This window comes from Tissierella carlieri, from assembly GCF_018917285.1.
In the GTDB taxonomy this organism is placed as follows: Bacteria; Bacillota; Clostridia; order Tissierellales; family Tissierellaceae; genus Tissierella; species Tissierella carlieri.
The window spans coordinates 36,558-52,233 of the sequence record NZ_JAHLOH010000027.1; the positions used below are offsets into that span (position 1 = coordinate 36,558).

At 35.2% G+C, this 15,676-nt stretch carries 14 protein-coding genes and 3 tRNA genes; 8 read left to right on the top strand and 9 right to left on the bottom strand.

Annotated elements, in window-relative coordinates; genetic code table 11:
* Positions 1-537 precede the first annotated feature (537 nt).
* The 7 genes from KQI38_RS07990 (at position 538) to KQI38_RS08020 (ending at position 5,042) form a co-directional block, all read left to right on the top strand.
* Positions 538-612: transfer RNA gene (locus KQI38_RS07990), tRNA-Glu, on the top strand.
* A gap of 96 nt (positions 613-708) precedes the next feature.
* Positions 709-785 (top strand) — tRNA-Asp (locus tag KQI38_RS07995).
* A gap of 267 nt (positions 786-1,052) precedes the next feature.
* Positions 1,053-1,128, top strand: a tRNA-Thr gene (locus KQI38_RS08000).
* 248 nt (positions 1,129-1,376) lie between these two features.
* Complete coding sequence (locus KQI38_RS08005) at positions 1,377-1,967, top strand: TetR/AcrR family transcriptional regulator (protein ID WP_216557842.1); 591 nt, start codon at positions 1,377-1,379, stop codon at positions 1,965-1,967.
* A 5-nt stretch (positions 1,968-1,972) separates the two neighbouring features.
* The gene (locus KQI38_RS08010; protein ID WP_216557845.1) at positions 1,973-3,457 is read left to right on the top strand and encodes a phytoene desaturase family protein; all 1,485 of its coding nucleotides are present in this window, start codon (positions 1,973-1,975) and stop codon (positions 3,455-3,457) included.
* Positions 3,458-3,588: 131 nt separating this feature from the next.
* Positions 3,589-4,659: a hypothetical protein gene (locus tag KQI38_RS08015; protein ID WP_216557849.1), complete on the top strand. Its 1,071-nt coding sequence runs from the start codon at positions 3,589-3,591 to the stop codon at positions 4,657-4,659.
* Between the two features lie 158 nt (positions 4,660-4,817).
* Positions 4,818-5,042, top strand: coding sequence for a hypothetical protein (locus KQI38_RS08020; protein ID WP_216557852.1), 225 nt, complete (start codon positions 4,818-4,820; stop codon positions 5,040-5,042).
* A gap of 87 nt (positions 5,043-5,129) precedes the next feature.
* On the opposite strand, the gene KQI38_RS08025 is transcribed toward KQI38_RS08020, so the two are convergent.
* Entirely contained in the window at positions 5,130-6,047 is a 918-nt protein-coding gene (locus KQI38_RS08025) for a serine hydrolase domain-containing protein (RefSeq protein ID WP_216557855.1), read from the bottom strand.
* Positions 6,044-8,392 (bottom strand): ATP-binding cassette domain-containing protein, encoded by a 2,349-nt coding sequence (locus KQI38_RS08030; protein WP_216557859.1) that lies wholly within the window; start codon positions 8,390-8,392, stop codon positions 6,044-6,046. Before KQI38_RS08030 ends, KQI38_RS08025 begins: the two co-directional genes overlap by 4 nt.
* Positions 8,393-8,837: 445 nt before the next feature.
* Between KQI38_RS08030 and KQI38_RS22295 the strand changes: the two genes are divergently transcribed.
* Positions 8,838-8,969, top strand: coding sequence for a hypothetical protein (locus KQI38_RS22295; RefSeq protein WP_256310806.1), 132 nt, complete (start codon positions 8,838-8,840; stop codon positions 8,967-8,969).
* Between the two features lie 57 nt (positions 8,970-9,026).
* On the opposite strand, the gene tadA is transcribed toward KQI38_RS22295, so the two are convergent.
* From tadA to KQI38_RS08065, 7 genes are all read right to left on the bottom strand, one after another.
* Positions 9,027-9,479: a tRNA adenosine(34) deaminase TadA gene (tadA, locus tag KQI38_RS08035; protein ID WP_216557862.1), complete on the bottom strand. Its 453-nt coding sequence runs from the start codon at positions 9,477-9,479 to the stop codon at positions 9,027-9,029.
* 79 nt (positions 9,480-9,558) lie between these two features.
* Positions 9,559-10,725 (bottom strand): SpoIIE family protein phosphatase, encoded by a 1,167-nt coding sequence (locus KQI38_RS08040; RefSeq protein ID WP_216557865.1) that lies wholly within the window; start codon positions 10,723-10,725, stop codon positions 9,559-9,561.
* A gap of 14 nt (positions 10,726-10,739) precedes the next feature.
* The gene (locus tag KQI38_RS08045) at positions 10,740-12,425 is read right to left on the bottom strand and encodes a [Fe-Fe] hydrogenase large subunit C-terminal domain-containing protein (protein ID WP_216557868.1); all 1,686 of its coding nucleotides are present in this window, start codon (positions 12,423-12,425) and stop codon (positions 10,740-10,742) included.
* A 383-nt stretch (positions 12,426-12,808) separates the two neighbouring features.
* Positions 12,809-13,285: a GNAT family N-acetyltransferase gene (locus tag KQI38_RS08050; protein WP_216557871.1), complete on the bottom strand. Its 477-nt coding sequence runs from the start codon at positions 13,283-13,285 to the stop codon at positions 12,809-12,811.
* Positions 13,286-13,329: 44 nt separating this feature from the next.
* Positions 13,330-13,770 carry a pyridoxamine 5'-phosphate oxidase family protein gene (locus KQI38_RS08055; RefSeq protein WP_216557874.1) on the bottom strand — a complete coding sequence of 147 codons (441 nt, stop codon included), beginning with the start codon at positions 13,768-13,770 and terminating at the stop codon, positions 13,330-13,332.
* Positions 13,771-13,799: 29 nt separating this feature from the next.
* On the bottom strand, positions 13,800-14,507 hold the full coding sequence (locus tag KQI38_RS08060; protein WP_216557877.1) for an AlkZ-related protein: 708 nt from the start codon (positions 14,505-14,507) through the stop codon (positions 13,800-13,802).
* A 60-nt stretch (positions 14,508-14,567) separates the two neighbouring features.
* The gene (locus KQI38_RS08065; protein WP_216557881.1) at positions 14,568-15,473 is read right to left on the bottom strand and encodes a helix-turn-helix transcriptional regulator; all 906 of its coding nucleotides are present in this window, start codon (positions 15,471-15,473) and stop codon (positions 14,568-14,570) included.
* Between the last annotated feature and the right edge of the window lie 203 nt (positions 15,474-15,676).

Consider the following 15,676-nt stretch of genomic DNA (forward strand, 5'->3'; position numbering starts at 1 on the left):
TATTTTATGAAATTTATTTGAAGTAATTTATATAAAATAGAACAAAATAAGGCTTGCCATTCTTTAGAAAATGACAAGCCTTATCTTATCTTTATATTAATAGAGCAAAAATTAAGCAGATTAACCCTATAGCAAACATGAGAAATTTGAAAGGGACTATACAAAGCATTATAATAATGCCTATTGTTCCGGATATTCTTCTTATCAGCATTCTTGTGTCGTTATTTCTGCTAAAGTATCTTCTCATAACTAACACTCCTATCCCTTTATACTATTTTATTCAAAGAAGTAAAAATTAGTTACAAAACAAGCTAATTTTTGCTAATTCAAGAGATTTTCCTATTTTATTTTTCTTTAAATAGAGATCTAAATCATTAATCCCAGGGTGATAAAATTATCTTTATTTACTTAAATAAAAATAATATAAATATAGAAAAATTAACATTCCTTAAAATGTCTAAAAATATTTAAACTTTTCCTTTGACAAATTTCATAAATCGTAGTATAATAAAAAAGGTTGTTTTTGACGACAGATATGGCCCCATGGTCAAGCGGTTAAGACATCGCCCTTTCACGGCGGTAACCCGGGTTCGAATCCCGGTGGGGTCACCAAAATTATAATTCACAATACACAATTAAATAATGTTTTATTGGTCTTTTAAATTTCAATTGTGAACTGTGAAATGACAATTGTGAATTTGAACATTTGGCCTGGTAGTTCAGATGGTTAGAATGCCAGCCTGTCACGCTGGAGGTCGAGGGTTCGAGTCCCTTCCAGGTCGCCATTAATCAATTAACAATTCACGATGCACAATGCACAATTGAGAAACGTTAGAAATGATATTCTGAGCAAAACTAAGAATATTGGTTTGAGAGTTTGGTTTTTCAATTGTGAAATGTGAACTGATAATTGTGAATTAAGTAAGTGCTGGCGTAGCTCAATCGGCATAAGTAGGGGACCGAAATTGTGGTTTTCAATTTCGTGTACATCACTTAGTCGGGCCGCCAAGAATCAAAAGTATGTAAGTCGTAGGAAAAAAATGAATAAGCATGCTGGCGTAGCTCAATCGGCAGAGCAACTGACTTGTAATCAGTAGGTTGGGGGTTCAATTCCTCTCGCCAGCTCCAGAATATTTTAACAAAGTACATAGATTAGTCTATGTACTTTGTTTTTTATCAAAACAAAATGGCACTGAATTTGAAGGAAAGCTTTCAAGTACGGTGTCATTTTCGTATTTTATAGAAAAATCATTAAAAACATCTCCACCATTGTTATAATAGCATTCTTAATATCATATATATTGGAAACCCATGAACTCTCTTCAAAAATGTTTACAAATCTCAATAATAGATATATAATATTGAATATATATTCAATGAATGGAGATTCAATAATGGGAATTCGTGAAAAACAAAAAGAAAAGCGAAGAAGTGAGATACTAAATGCCGGACTGGATTTATTCATACGCAAGGGATATTCTGCTACAAAAGTAAGTGACATTGCAGAGCAGGTTGGAATGAGTGTGGGATTGTTGTTTCATTATTTCGCTTCAAAGGAAAAACTATATGAAGAATTGATAAGTCTTGGCATTTCAGGGCCTATGAGTGTTATGGCTCCTACTGAAAAAGAACCCCTTGCCTTTTTTGAAGATGTCGCAAGGCAAATTTTTCATTATATCAAAGCCGAGCCATTTACTGCAAAGATGTTTGTATTGATGAATCAAGCCTTTTATAATGAAGTAGCTCCTGATTATGTCAAAGAGATGCTTGCCAGTTTTAATATTTATAAGCCAACTTCTGAGCTAATTTTGAAAGGTCAGGAAGAAGGTACGATCCGCAGTGGTGACCCTTATGCTCTTTCAATTGCTTTTTGGTCTGCTGTAAGGGGCATTGCGGAGGAAATTGCGCTTAATCCAAATTCACCATGTCCTGATAGTGATTGGATTATTGATATAATAAGGAGGTAAGGCTGATGAAAAAGGTTATTATTATCGGTGCTGGTATTGCTGGACTAACGGCAGGCGTATATGCCTGCCAAAGTGGTTTTGATGTGGTGATTTATGAGGCTCATTCCATTCCAGGCGGTGCATCTACAAGCTGGAAAAGAAAGGGCTATCTCTTTGAAGGTGGTATGCACTGGCTGACAGGTTCTTCTCCGAAAACTGCCCTCCATAAGCTTTGGCGTGAAATCGGGGCACTGGATGACAACACTTCCATTTATAACCGTGACCCGTTTTTTGCCTTTGAAGATAAGGGAAAGATGGCTTTTTTATATCGAGATATTGATAAACTACAGTCTCATTTGATTGAGTTATCACCTGAAGATGAAAAGCAAATAATGTGCCTTTGCAGGGATTTGAAAAAATTTATGAAAGTGGATATGCCCATTACGGATATTAAAAACGTAAAGGTTAAGGAAAAATCCGCTATACCGATATCAAAATTGATTTCTATGATTCCTGCATTTTTTAGAATGTCTTTCTACTCAAATCAAACGGTAAAAGAATATGCAATGCGATATAAAAATCCTTTTCTACAAGACTTATTTAAGAATATTGTCGGCGATGATAACAATGCCACAAGCATGTTATTCACATTATCAACTCTTGCAAAGGGTGATGGTGGATATCCTTCAGGTGGCTCACTTGCCATGGCGAGTAGGATAGCAAAACGGTTTGAAGCCTTAGGCGGTGTGATAAAATATAATAGTAAAGTTGAAAAGATTATAATTAAAAGTGGTAGTGCTACGGGTATTGTTTTTAATGGGGCAAAAATCTCTGCAGATGCAGTCATCATCACACAAGATACACTGGCTGCGATTGACACTCTGTTTGATAACCCACTTAGAGAGCCATGGGCGGATAAGATGCGCTCTGAAATTAAACCTATGCTAAATACTTTTATTTGTTTAGGAATCAAAGAGGACTTGTCTAATATTCATGAAAGTATGGTCTTTACAAGTGATACTCCGGTATTCTGTGCCGAAAAAGAAATCAAGGAAATCAGTATAAATAACTATGCGACTTACGAAGGCTATGCTCCAAATGGATGTACTGCCATTACTTCTATACTTCCAGGAGATAGTTATGAATGGTGGAAGGAGCAGAAGATAAAGGGTAACTATGAATCAGAAAAGCAAAAACTTGCGGAAAACTTCATTGATGTTTTGGCAAAAAAATATCCTCAGACTGCCGGTAAGGTAGAAGTGTGGGATATCGCTACTCCTCTGACTTATGAACGCTATCTGAATTCTTATAAAGGTTCATGGATGTCGATTATGGGTAAAGGTGTAAAAATGCATCCCTATCCCTCAAAACCTGAAAGTATATCCAATCTTTATTTTGCCGGCCACCGACTTATAATTCCCGGAGGACTTCCTGTTGCCCTTGAAACTGGCCGAAAATCAGTACAATATTTATGCATGGATACTAATATGGTATTTCAGGGAAATGCTTAAAACAGCAAAGTAACTTTAATTTTTGAGGTTACCTATAAAGAAAAATATAAAACGTACAACCTCAAGTTAAACTTCATTAATAGGTTCTCATTAAAAATCCGTTGCTACCAGCAATGGATTTTTTAATTTATATGATAAATTATGAGTATATCCTTAATCTTCACTTACGACTATTGTATTTAACACTTTTAAACCGAAGGCATATAATATATAAAGATCAATTTAAACTATATAAAAAGGGTGTAGCTATGAATAATACAATATTACAACTTCAAAAAAATAATGATGATAGTATTTTAAATAATAATAATGTTATATTTGATGAGACAATTAGTATGATAGGAAATATAAGTTATAATAATATTACAGGTACCATTACTATTTCTGAAAATGGTCTGTACATCATTGATTGGTATGTAGCTATGCAGTCAATCTTCGGTTCACCCAGCGTTATTTTTAAGTTAATTTCTGACAAAGGTCATGAATTTGATAGCAATTCACCAAATAAAACAGGTAATATGAATGGAATAGCTATTTTAGATGTCAGTGATGCCCCTATCAACATCTCATTGGTAAATACATCAAATACTACTGTTTTTTTCTCAAATACGATACCATCTAAAGCTAATCTGCGAGTTTTTTATTTAAACAGTGATATAGCTGATAATAGTAGTTGCTTTGCTTTAGAGCAATTTGCCCATGTTTTAGAACAAATAGTCAATATATATCAAGGTGATTCTGTTAGTATTTTCTCAAATAGACTTGCAACAGTTTCAGGACCGATTCACTCCCTTTACAAAGCTCCTGATACTGTAAGTATACCAATGCTCGTTCTCCAGTCAGAAGATGAATCATTTGCTTTTAATATTGATAAAATAACAATGCTTTATTTTCCAAATAGTATTTATGACGATTCCATAACTTATTTAAGTCCACCTAGCCCATTTCCTCAGAATTGTGATACTGACCAGCTTAAGAACATCTATAATTATGTTACAGTAGGTGACAGCATATCTGTAACTGCAGGTCCTAATACAAGTGCTTCTGGTGATGTGCATATTAACGAATATGGCATAATTGTTGTGGCTGATGCAACTTCAATAATATTTATGATGACTCCGCATATTTTTTCGATTACCGTAAATGAAGAAGGAGGCTTCAGTGGACAAAAACCAATTTCAGTTTCTACTGCCAATGTATAAAGAAACTAAAATAATCTAGTATATCAATATATTGAAGTATAGCTTTAAACAGGACCCAGTCCCTTACTTGCTTCCTATATATAATTGAAAAAGTAAGGAGAACTGGGTGTTTCTATATGTTTATGTGTTATAATAGACCAATATGGAGGTGGAATCTTATGGTTAAAAAGGCTTTGAAATCTGCAATAGGAGTGAGTATAGGAGTAACAATTGGGAGTATTATTTTACCTCGAATCCTTTTTTCTAAGCTCTACAACAATACATATCCTCCAATATTAGAACAGACATTAATTTATTTAGTGCTTTCCTATATTGTCTGCTTTCTTATTTCTTTTCTAATTGAATGGCTAAAAATAAAGATAAAAAAAGCTGATAAATTCTAATTTATCAGACATATAAAGCATTAGGAGCAACCTTTTGGTCGCTCTTTCTTTTATCTAAGCCCTATTTTTATGCATACTATATCTTTATTACTCCTGTACTATCTTAATGATATTATCAAAAACATCTTCATAGCTTTTACTTTGTGCTGATGGTGTTGCCTGTATTACGTAAACAATATTTGACTCTGGCAGAATATTTACCTCCTGACCTCCATATCCGCGACAGCTGAAACCGCCATCAAATAACCACAATAAGAAACCATAATTCCTTTCCCTTTGGGAAGGAGAAATAGCCTGTCTTATATAATTATCACTGACAATACCTTTCCCATTTTGCAAAAACAAAAAACCGATTTTAGCAAGATCATGAGCAGATAAATCCGATTGCATTTCAAGAATTGGGTTGTTGCTAATGCTATAATTCACACCATTCGAAAATGCAGCCCATTCACCACTGGTTATTCCAAGGGGCTCATATAAATTTATTCTGCAAAACTCGTATGTGCTCATACCTGTTGCCTTGCTTATGAGTGCAGATAGTAAAATAACATCCCATTCCTTGTACACAAATTTTGTACCTGGTACATCTGCCATAGCTGTATCTGAAAGATGTTCCAAACAATTTTCTGATCTCCAAAGCTGTTCAAGCATGGGGCAGTGATAATGAACACCGCCATTCCAATATATGCCTGATGACATGGTTAGAAGATGCCGAACAGTGATTAGCTTGTGATATGGATGAACATTCTGAGCAAATTCTGTTAAATAATTGCTTATAGGCTCGTCTAAGCTCTTAATATATCCTTTATCAAGACAAATACCTATACATATGGACAAAATACTTTTCCATATGGATTTTATATTATTTCTGCTATCCTTTGTAAATCCATTATAATATCGTTCAAGAATCAACTCATTATCCTTAAAAAGCAAAATGCTGTTGATAAGACGATATCTTCTTTGTTTTATATAATGGTCAACATATTCCTCAATTTCATGGTTCATTTCAAATACCGTCCTATTATAGAATTTGAGTTTTGTTTTAACTCTTTCGGTGTACCTGCTGCTATAATATTTCCGCCATCATTGCCTCCGCCGACACCCATCTCAATGATATAGTCACAATTTGATAACACATAAGGGTCATGTTCCGTGAGGATAACTGTATTACCTTTATCTACAAGTTCATGAAGAAGTTTTAATAGCTTTTTACTATCATGAAATGATAGCCCTGTAGTAGGCTCATCCAAGATATAAATTGCATCCTTTGCATTCTGTCCTTTTGAAAGCTCCTTTGCCAATTTGATACGCTGACTTTCTCCACCAGATATGGTAGGAGTTTTTTGTCCCAAAGTGATATAGTTCATACCCACACGTGAAAGCGTTGCAAGGATTTTATCAATTGATTTATCCTTTCCCTTAAAAAATTCCACTGCCTCATCCACCGTCATTGATAAGATATCTTTAATATTCTTTCCGTCAAGCATTACCTCTAAAACCTCGGGAATAAAACCTGTTCCGCGGCAAGCCTCACATTCCAAGTTAATAAAATTGCCAAAACCTACATGATAATGTATCTCACCGTCACCTTTACATACTTTACAGCCACCCTCGGAATTAACGGTAAAAAGACCTGCTGAAAGTCCGCTCTCCTTTGCAAACAAAGTTCGGATACGATCAAACATACCTGTGTATGTGGCAGGACAGGATGTACGGCTTCTTCCAATTGGTTTTTGGTCAATAACAAAGCATTTTTTTATATGTTCTATACCGCTTATAATTACATTATTAGATTCATAGGTAAACTCCCCATCTTCATCATCCGTTATGCACTTGGTATTCAACATTTCTTTTAACTTAGGCACAAGTGTGTCAGAAATAAGACTTGATTTTCCGCTTCCTGATACTCCGGCAACACCTACCATTAATCCAAGCGGTATCTCTGCTGTAACATTTTTCAGATTATGAAGTGCTGCATTTTCTATCTTTAAGACATTTAGCATATCGATAGTCCTGATTCGTTTTTCCATTTCCAGAGTTTCTTCACCTCTTAAATATGGTGATGTATTTGAATTTTTACAATACAAAAATTCTTCAAAACCACCTTGAAAAATCAGTTCACCGCCAAGTACACCTGCATTTGGACCTAGGTCAATGATGTAGTCAGCAGATCGTATAAATTTTTCATCATGTTCAACAGCTATAACTGTATTTCCACGACCAACGAGATTTTTCAAAATTTCAATCAGCTTAGCTTTTTCCACCTCATGTAATCCAATTGTCGGTTCATCAAATACAAAAATAATACTGTCCATTTCAGCAATGATATAAGAAGCTAAAAATAGTCTTTGAATTTCTCCGCCTGAAAGTGTTGGTACAGGTCGTGAAAGCGCAAGATGATGCAACCCCACATCAACCATACAATTTAGCTTTACTAATATCTTGCTTAACAAAGGTGATGTTATAGGGACTGTAGCTAAAAATTCGTACAAATCTTTTATATACATATTTTCAAGCTCAGAAATAGTTTTGCCTCCTATAGCAGTATGGGCAGCCTGTTCTCCAAGACCCGCGCCACCACATTTCGGACAAGATGCTTTGCCCATATATCCTGCATTGGTAAGCAAATATTCGAGGCGACTCGATGTTGAGAAAGCTCCATTTGTAGTATGCATTATCCATGGCACAAAACCCATAAAGGATGATTTTCCATTATCACCATATTTCAAAAAGTTTAATTGCTCATCAGTAAGCGTTGAGAGTTTGTCTGTGGGAGAAATATTATGATATTTACAAAAGCTATCAAGCATTCGCTTTGTAATTCCCCGTTTTCCTAATCCTAAGCAAACATCCTCTATTTTTTGCGATAAATCTTCAAACAGCTTTTCTTCATCAAGTTCTTTAATAAATCCCGTGCCCAGACACTTTACACACATACCCTTGGGAGAATTTTTTTGAAACATCTCCATCGTAAGGGGTATGCCATCATTATATTTGTCATCTCTCACCCCATAAGCGGCGAACAACATAGCAAGCATATTGCTTATTTTTGTTCGTGTACCAACTGTACTTCGAGGATTAGACTGACGGATTATACGCTGTTCTACTGCAACCGTCGGAGAAAGCCCTGTCATACTGTCAAAAGAAGGTGTACTGTCAACTATAAACTGTGTCCCAGAGAACATAAGATATCTTCGTTTTCCTTCCTCATAAAGGGTATCAAATGCAAGGCTTGATTTTCCGCTGCCAGATACACCAGTAATTACAGTTAGTTTATTTTTGGGGATCTTTACATCTACTCCTTTTAGATTATGTATTCGTGCATTTTTTATTTCGATGAAGCCGTTCATGGCAACTCTCCTTTATACCTAAATTCCTCCAATATTTACCCGTCAAATACAATTCTGTCTTTTTTGATTATAATAATTCATTCTATATTCAAAACTCTTTTTCCTTAGAAAATAATCCCTGATCTCATATGTTATCTTATCTTTGTCAATTCAATATAGATTAAATTTAAAATCATTATATATTGGTATTGAAAAAAAAGTCAAGTGTGTATTATTATTGATATAGACAATTAAATTTAATTATTGTAATAGTATAGTTTATATATTAAACAACAAACATAACAACCCTATAACATTAACCCTTTAGGGCTACTAAAAGTATATAAGGAAATAGAATCCATTGATATAATCCATTTTATCTTTAACTTCTTGCAATATCTTGCAATTATTGCAAGGATATGAATTTATCATCTTGCTATACTTTAATTAAAGGAGGAGAATACATATGGATTGCTTAGAGAGTACGAATAGGGCTTTGAATTTGAGATGTACTATGAAACTGCAAATGGAAAATGCTACGAAGAAACTTGGATTAGAGTTGCACCAAAAAATAATTTATAGAGGATATAGTCCGTAAAATACAACAATAAAGAAGTCTCAAGACCTATATATGCTGAGACTTCTTTATTGTTAGTTATTTACTTTCCCTAAGCTCCTTAAAAAAACTAGAAATTATACTGCTGCATTCATCTTCTAATACACCAAATTCCACTTCTAATCTATGATTAAATTTAGGATGATTCGTTAAATCCTCCACAGTTCCGCAGCAGCCTCTTTTAGGATCTCTAGTACCTATAACCAATTTTCTTATTCTAGCATTTACTATTGCACCTGCACACATGGCACAGGGTTCTAACGTCACATATATAGTGCAATTAAGCAGCCTCCACGCATTAAGATGCTTACTTGCTTCTTTTATTGCAAGTATTTCAGCATGAGCTGTTGGGTCATTTGAAGTTTCCCTTTGATTATAACCTCTGCCGATTATTTCTCCCTCATAAACAACAACAGCACCTACAGGCACTTCATAGATGCTATACGCCTTTTTAGCCTCTTCTAAAGCTTCTCTCATATATAAAATATCCATTGATATCACCTTATAATGCTAAATTTAGATACAGCTTTTTATTTGTATATTAAATGTGTATCATAGAACTTTTCAAGTGTCAACACATGCTAATCTTTACTTTTTTACCTATCTTTTCAAGACTTTCCCCTATTTCCTGTACAAGTTTCAATTTTGAAACAATATCAATTCCTGACCCGTCCTCCTGATGACTATGATTTACAGCATTTCCTAAATATATATTAATATCTGTTGCATCCTCGATTAACATACGTGTCAACATAGCAGCACCATCTTTTCTCTTTTCTAATTCAAGTAATATAATAGCGTTCTTCTCATACTCATGTATAAGCTTAGGAATATTTTTTAAGGTAATGATACCTTCTGTCACAAGATCTACTCCTTCTATTTTCGCCATAGCAGGTATCCCCTCAGATGATGTATTCTCTAAAGGCATAAGAGGTGCTTTTAAGAATTTGGAAACCATTTTAGCTGTACTTCCGCCGCATACAACATGTTTTCCTTTTTTTCTAAAAAACATACTTAATATTTTGTCATCTTCATCTGGATTCTCTGGAGGGCCGATTATAATATTTATGGCTTTCCGTTCCCGAAGCTGCAGTGTCAATAGTGTTATATCATCTTTAGGCTTTCCATCATAAAGACATAAGCAGGCATTCATCAAACGGGCCCCTAACCATGCAGCTGAAACTCCTGGTTTATACCATTGCTCCAAAAGCTTTACAACTTCACCATATCCTAATTCTTTGCCAATTTCGCTATCTATACCTGCATTTGTAACACCATCAGTCATCAGAAAAAGCATATCATCAGAAAGCAACGGTACTGTACTTTCCCAAATCTCTTTTTCTTGAATGAAAAAACGTGCAGACTCATGACTTATACTTTTTCCGCTTCGAAGGAGTATAGCAGGAGGATTATCAAATTGTGCCAGATATACCTTATATCTCTGTATTCTCGCCGCTACAAATGTAGCATAGGCTAGCTTCCGCTCCCTGCACATGGGCAATGTCTGAACTGTAGTAAAAACAGCATCTTCTAAGAGCATACCTCCTGAAAGTAATGTACCTAGTATTTGAGAAGTCAGCGTTGCAAGTATATTTGCCTTTACACCGCTGCCTAAGCCATCAGAAAGAACTAAAGTGGTTCCATCTTCTGTTGTTTCCTTATAGTAAAAGTCACCGCAAATACTTTCTGTATATTTATTATAACTTATCTTTGCAAAATCTAATACATAATCCAGCATATAAGCCACCTATCCTAAAAAATCTCATCATCCATAAGTATTGTTTTTTTCAAATCCATTATTGCCAGCTTAGTTTTTGCAGCTGTTTCTCCTAAAAGAGAAGCTATCTCATGTACTGTACGTAACTGAGCCTCCACAATTTCATCAGCCATATTAGCAGAATCCATCTTTGCTTGACGAATCCTATTCTTCTCCATGCGAAGCTGAGTAATATCTTTCATTATACAGCTTATTATGCTATTTCCCTTATCGTATATGAGTGTCTGCTCTAAGTATAAACCGTATTCTGCAACATATATATTTCTGCTTATTCTCTCTTCCCCACTTGCAATTAAATCAATAAAATTATACTCATCTAGTATACGTGATACAGGAGAACCAAGGATATCCTCAGGTGAGGATAGATGGAATGCTTTACATGTGGCATTGTTAATCATTATGACACACATATCAATATCCACAGCTAATATAAGATTGGGTGATACTTCTATTACCTTATCTGCAAAAGACTGCGTACGGGCTTTCATAAATGGCAAACACATGTTGATATCTGCTTTATTCTCATAGATAGCAACTGCTTTTTCTCTACAGCTTGGATATCCACACGAACCGCAGTTTAGCTCATCTTCTACAGTATTTTTTCCCATCTTCTTCAATATTGCAGCCAATTGCCATTCTGTCGGAGGCATACAGACTATTTTTTTATCAAGAAATTTTTGTTTCAGCGAAAAATCAGTTCTTGTCTCAAAATCAATATTCTTTCCACTTTCATTTACTGCTTGTTTTCTAACCAGAGTCTTTCCAAAAATCTGCTTATTTTGGCTTTTTTGAAAAGATGGTCCCCCTATACAACTTCCAGTGCATGCACTCATTTCAATAAAATACCCCTTTAAATTGCCTGAAACGATTTCCTGCAATGCATTTATACAATTTTCAATCCCATCAATAGCGATGTATTGAAAGCTGCGATTTTTTAACATGCTATCTAATATACCTCCGCTATATGGAAATGATCGTGAAAGCTTTGGCGTAGGTATTGAACCGTCTTCTTTAGGTTCTATACTAGAATTTTCAAACCATCCTTCAAGCTCATCAAAGGTAATTACATAGTCTGCACCATTTTCACCACATTCAGCTTTCTTAGAAATACATGGACCAATAAATATCACTATAGCATTAGGGTATAAATCCTTTAACTTGCGAGCACTTACCTGCATAGGAGAGATTATTGGAGCCAAAAAATCCAGTGCCTCGGGAAAATGATGTTCAATGTATAGATTTATAGTCGTACAGCAGGAAGATATGATTACATCATTCCATTTATCCTCAACCAATTTTTCATAATGGCTTTTCACAACATATGCTCCTTCTGCTGTTTCAGAAACATAAGAAAAACCCAACTCAGCAAGTGCATCAGAAAAGGTCTGAAATGATGCCTTGGGATATGCAGTAATCCATGAAGGCGCTACAGTTGCCACAATTTGACGCCCTTGGCTAAGTAACTCTAATATTTTAGGAATATCATTACTGTCCTCCTTTGCATTTTGAGGACAAACAACAGTACAGGTTCCACATAATATACATTCTGATTCAAGTATTTGTGCTCGTCCATTTTTAACTGTTATTGATTTAACAGGACAATGTCTGACACATTTATAACAATCCATGCATTCAATTTCTTTAAAACTTAAAATCGCCATATGATTCCCCTACTTTGAAATAGTCTATTTGATACAAATATAAGAAAAGCTTCTAATAAAGGATTTCAAGTAAGCTTTTCTTAGCTACTGCATAAGCGACTTGCACAAAATCAATGATTTCAGCAATCTGCTTAAAACTCATTGAGAGCACGTTTTAGAATGAAAAAAATTAGAATCTTCCTATAAGTTATAAAAAGATTATTATAAATCTTAATAATCCTCAAAAAAGACTTATTTTCATTCATTATATACCTAATTTATCTATATTACACTAGTTCTTTGTTATAATAATAACAGTATGCATCTATGATGTCAATCAAGGTAATAAAAATAGTCAATAGAATCCCCCTATAAAGGTAAAAACAATGGCTTATAAAGATAATTTAATCTCTTTCTTCTCGAACCATAATATAAAATTCATCTCCAGACTTGGAATGATTAACAGTCTTTAATATTATAAAACCAACTTTTTTATACAAACTGATAGCACGCCTATTAAAAGAAGCAACTGTCAGTCGGTATTTTTTAGATTGAAATTTCTTTCGAGCAAAGTCTATACCTTTATTTAGAAATGAATATCCTAATCCTTTTCCGCACAGAAGTGGATTCATACCTAATCCAATGTCTAATGCTTCTTCAGAGTATGTATAGTCATGAGTTGGTATTTGCGCCGACTTATCAAAACAGAAATAACCAGACAATTGATTTTTATCGTCAATAAAAGCATAATAATCACCGCTCATAAGTTCAAGAATGGTTTCTGAATTGTTTTCAAAACTATACATTGAGTAAGGATCTTCATAAATCCAATTTGAAATATCTATAGCGAAATCTTTTGTCATTTCAATTATTAAACTCATATAATCTCTCCCTGCAAATTTATTCTAAGCACTCATATCATATTTCACAATATTCCCTCCGCCTCCTGCCAATCAACCAAAAGATTGTAGCGATTTGTCTCAAAATGCAAAATACAATAGTCTGGATCGTCAGGACCGTTGAAATGCTGCCCCATTCCCGGATACCACATTTCTTCCTTGATGGCTAGATCTGTTACAACTTCAATTGTTCCAACTAAAGTGATGTTATATGCCCCGTCCTTATTAAAGCACACGCTTGCGCGGTTGCAGTTTGCTATACGTTTTGCCTTGTTACCTTCAAGCCCGGTGCAAAAGGTAATCCAATTAATTCCATGGGCTTTTGATGCCGTAATCGTTGAAGCTGTAGGATACCCGTCCCTATCAATGAGTGCAAGAACACAATAAGGCTCTGAACCCTCCAATGAACTGTGAGCTGTATTTTGACGAATAATTTCTTCTGCTTTTGCAATAACCTCTTTACTCATTTACCCACCCCCGTAATAATAAATTTTCTTTATCCTTTAATAAATTTCAAAATCTTTTTTAACTCAGCATTAGGATTGAGTATAAAAACACGCTCCGTTATTTTTTCAATTGCCTCATCTTTCTCGATTTTTACAGCCTTTTCAAATACATCTTCCCCCCAAAAATTCTCAGTTGTACAAAATACAGTTGAAGACCAGCCGTACTCTATTCCTTTTTGAGATATTTTTTGCTGCCTTCCACACATAGTCAAATACATTTTCATTTGCAGTTCTGTCAAGGCTCGGTCAAACTGAGACTTTTCCTCTTTTCCAAAGCCTGCCAACTGCTTTATTGCATGTAATGGCAACGTCCCATTTTCGAGGATAGTGTCATAAATTCGTTTCCCATGGTTACTGATTTCACCATCTGCATATTTCTCATCAAATGTCCTATTTTCTCGCCGAACTGCGAGAAAATAGGGAACCCATTCTCTGACCATATATCCGCTTTTCTTGAAGAATAATTTTGCATAAGCAATATCGTTACGCTCGTCTAATACACGCATACGCCACTCCCATGGGTCAGTATCTGGATTTCCTGTATGCCAGCATATAGGTGTTTCGTAAGGCGGTGATTCCTCCCAATTCCATGGAATCACGGAGAAAATGCCTTCACTATTCCCACCCCCCATTGAAAACCCGGCATCCAGCAATGTACTAACAAAATCTCCATAATTTTTTATCGGTTTACTATTCAATCCAAAACCCTCCTTTTGAAAGAATCATATCACATTAAACAGGACAACATCCTGTCCTGTTTATTTATAGTGTTCCAAAATATTAACAGCGATTCGTTTTATATGCTCCGCCATGTCAGCAGGTTCAAGTACCTTTGCCTTATCTCCAAACCCCAAAATCCATGATATAGTAAAATCCCTATTTGTATACCCAATTTCAAGACGAAGCAGGCCTTCTTCAGTTTCTGTGCAACAATTAAGTCCATATGTTTCAATGAGCTGATAACGAACTGATGGGTCAAATAGAACAACTAGCTTTTTATCATCGGGAAGACACTCATTAAAGTCCCTCTTTTCAGGTGGAATTTCACGGGGAATATAGGTCTCAGTGCAAAGACGTAAATCCCATAACCGCATCATCTTAAACAACCGCCAATCCTTTCGCTCTTGACAAAATCCAAATATATACCACGCCGCCCACTGGAAAATTATAAAGTATGGCTCGATACGGCGATGTGTAATACCCTTTTCATAATAATAGTCAAATTCAATTAATCTCTGCTCATGAATCGCTCTTTTAATAAGTTCAATCTTTTCTGTCAAGCTGCCCTTGTAATGAGAAGCAAGATCGATTACAATGGGTTCCCTTAGCGATACAACGATATCTTTATTAGCAGATAATTTATCTAGAGTTTTCTCAATATGGGACTTTTCCGATACGCTTCCAATACCTTTGAGACCAGCAATAATCCCTGAAAGCTCATCAACAGTCAGAACGCTTTTGTCAAGCTTGAACCCCTCTGCAATAGAAATACCGCCACCGCTGCCTTGATATGTAATAATAGGTATCCCCGATTGGCAAAGAGTATCAATATCTCTGCCAATGGTACGGCGAGTAACTTCAAATTTCTCAGCAAGATAGGGAGCTGTTACCCGTTCATTTTGAAGCAGGATTGTGAGTATTCCAAGCAAGCGGTCAATCTTCATGGACACTCGCCTCCAGTTCTCTCTAGTATCTCTTTGGCAATTTGCGTCATAGAAGCACCTCCTATTAACATTATAACACATGAAATCTCAACTAAACTTCTTGACTAATATCAAATATATTAGTATATTGATACATACCAATATACGGTATGTATGTGAGTAAAATCAAAAAAACTCTCAACATTGCACAATCTGCTTTATCT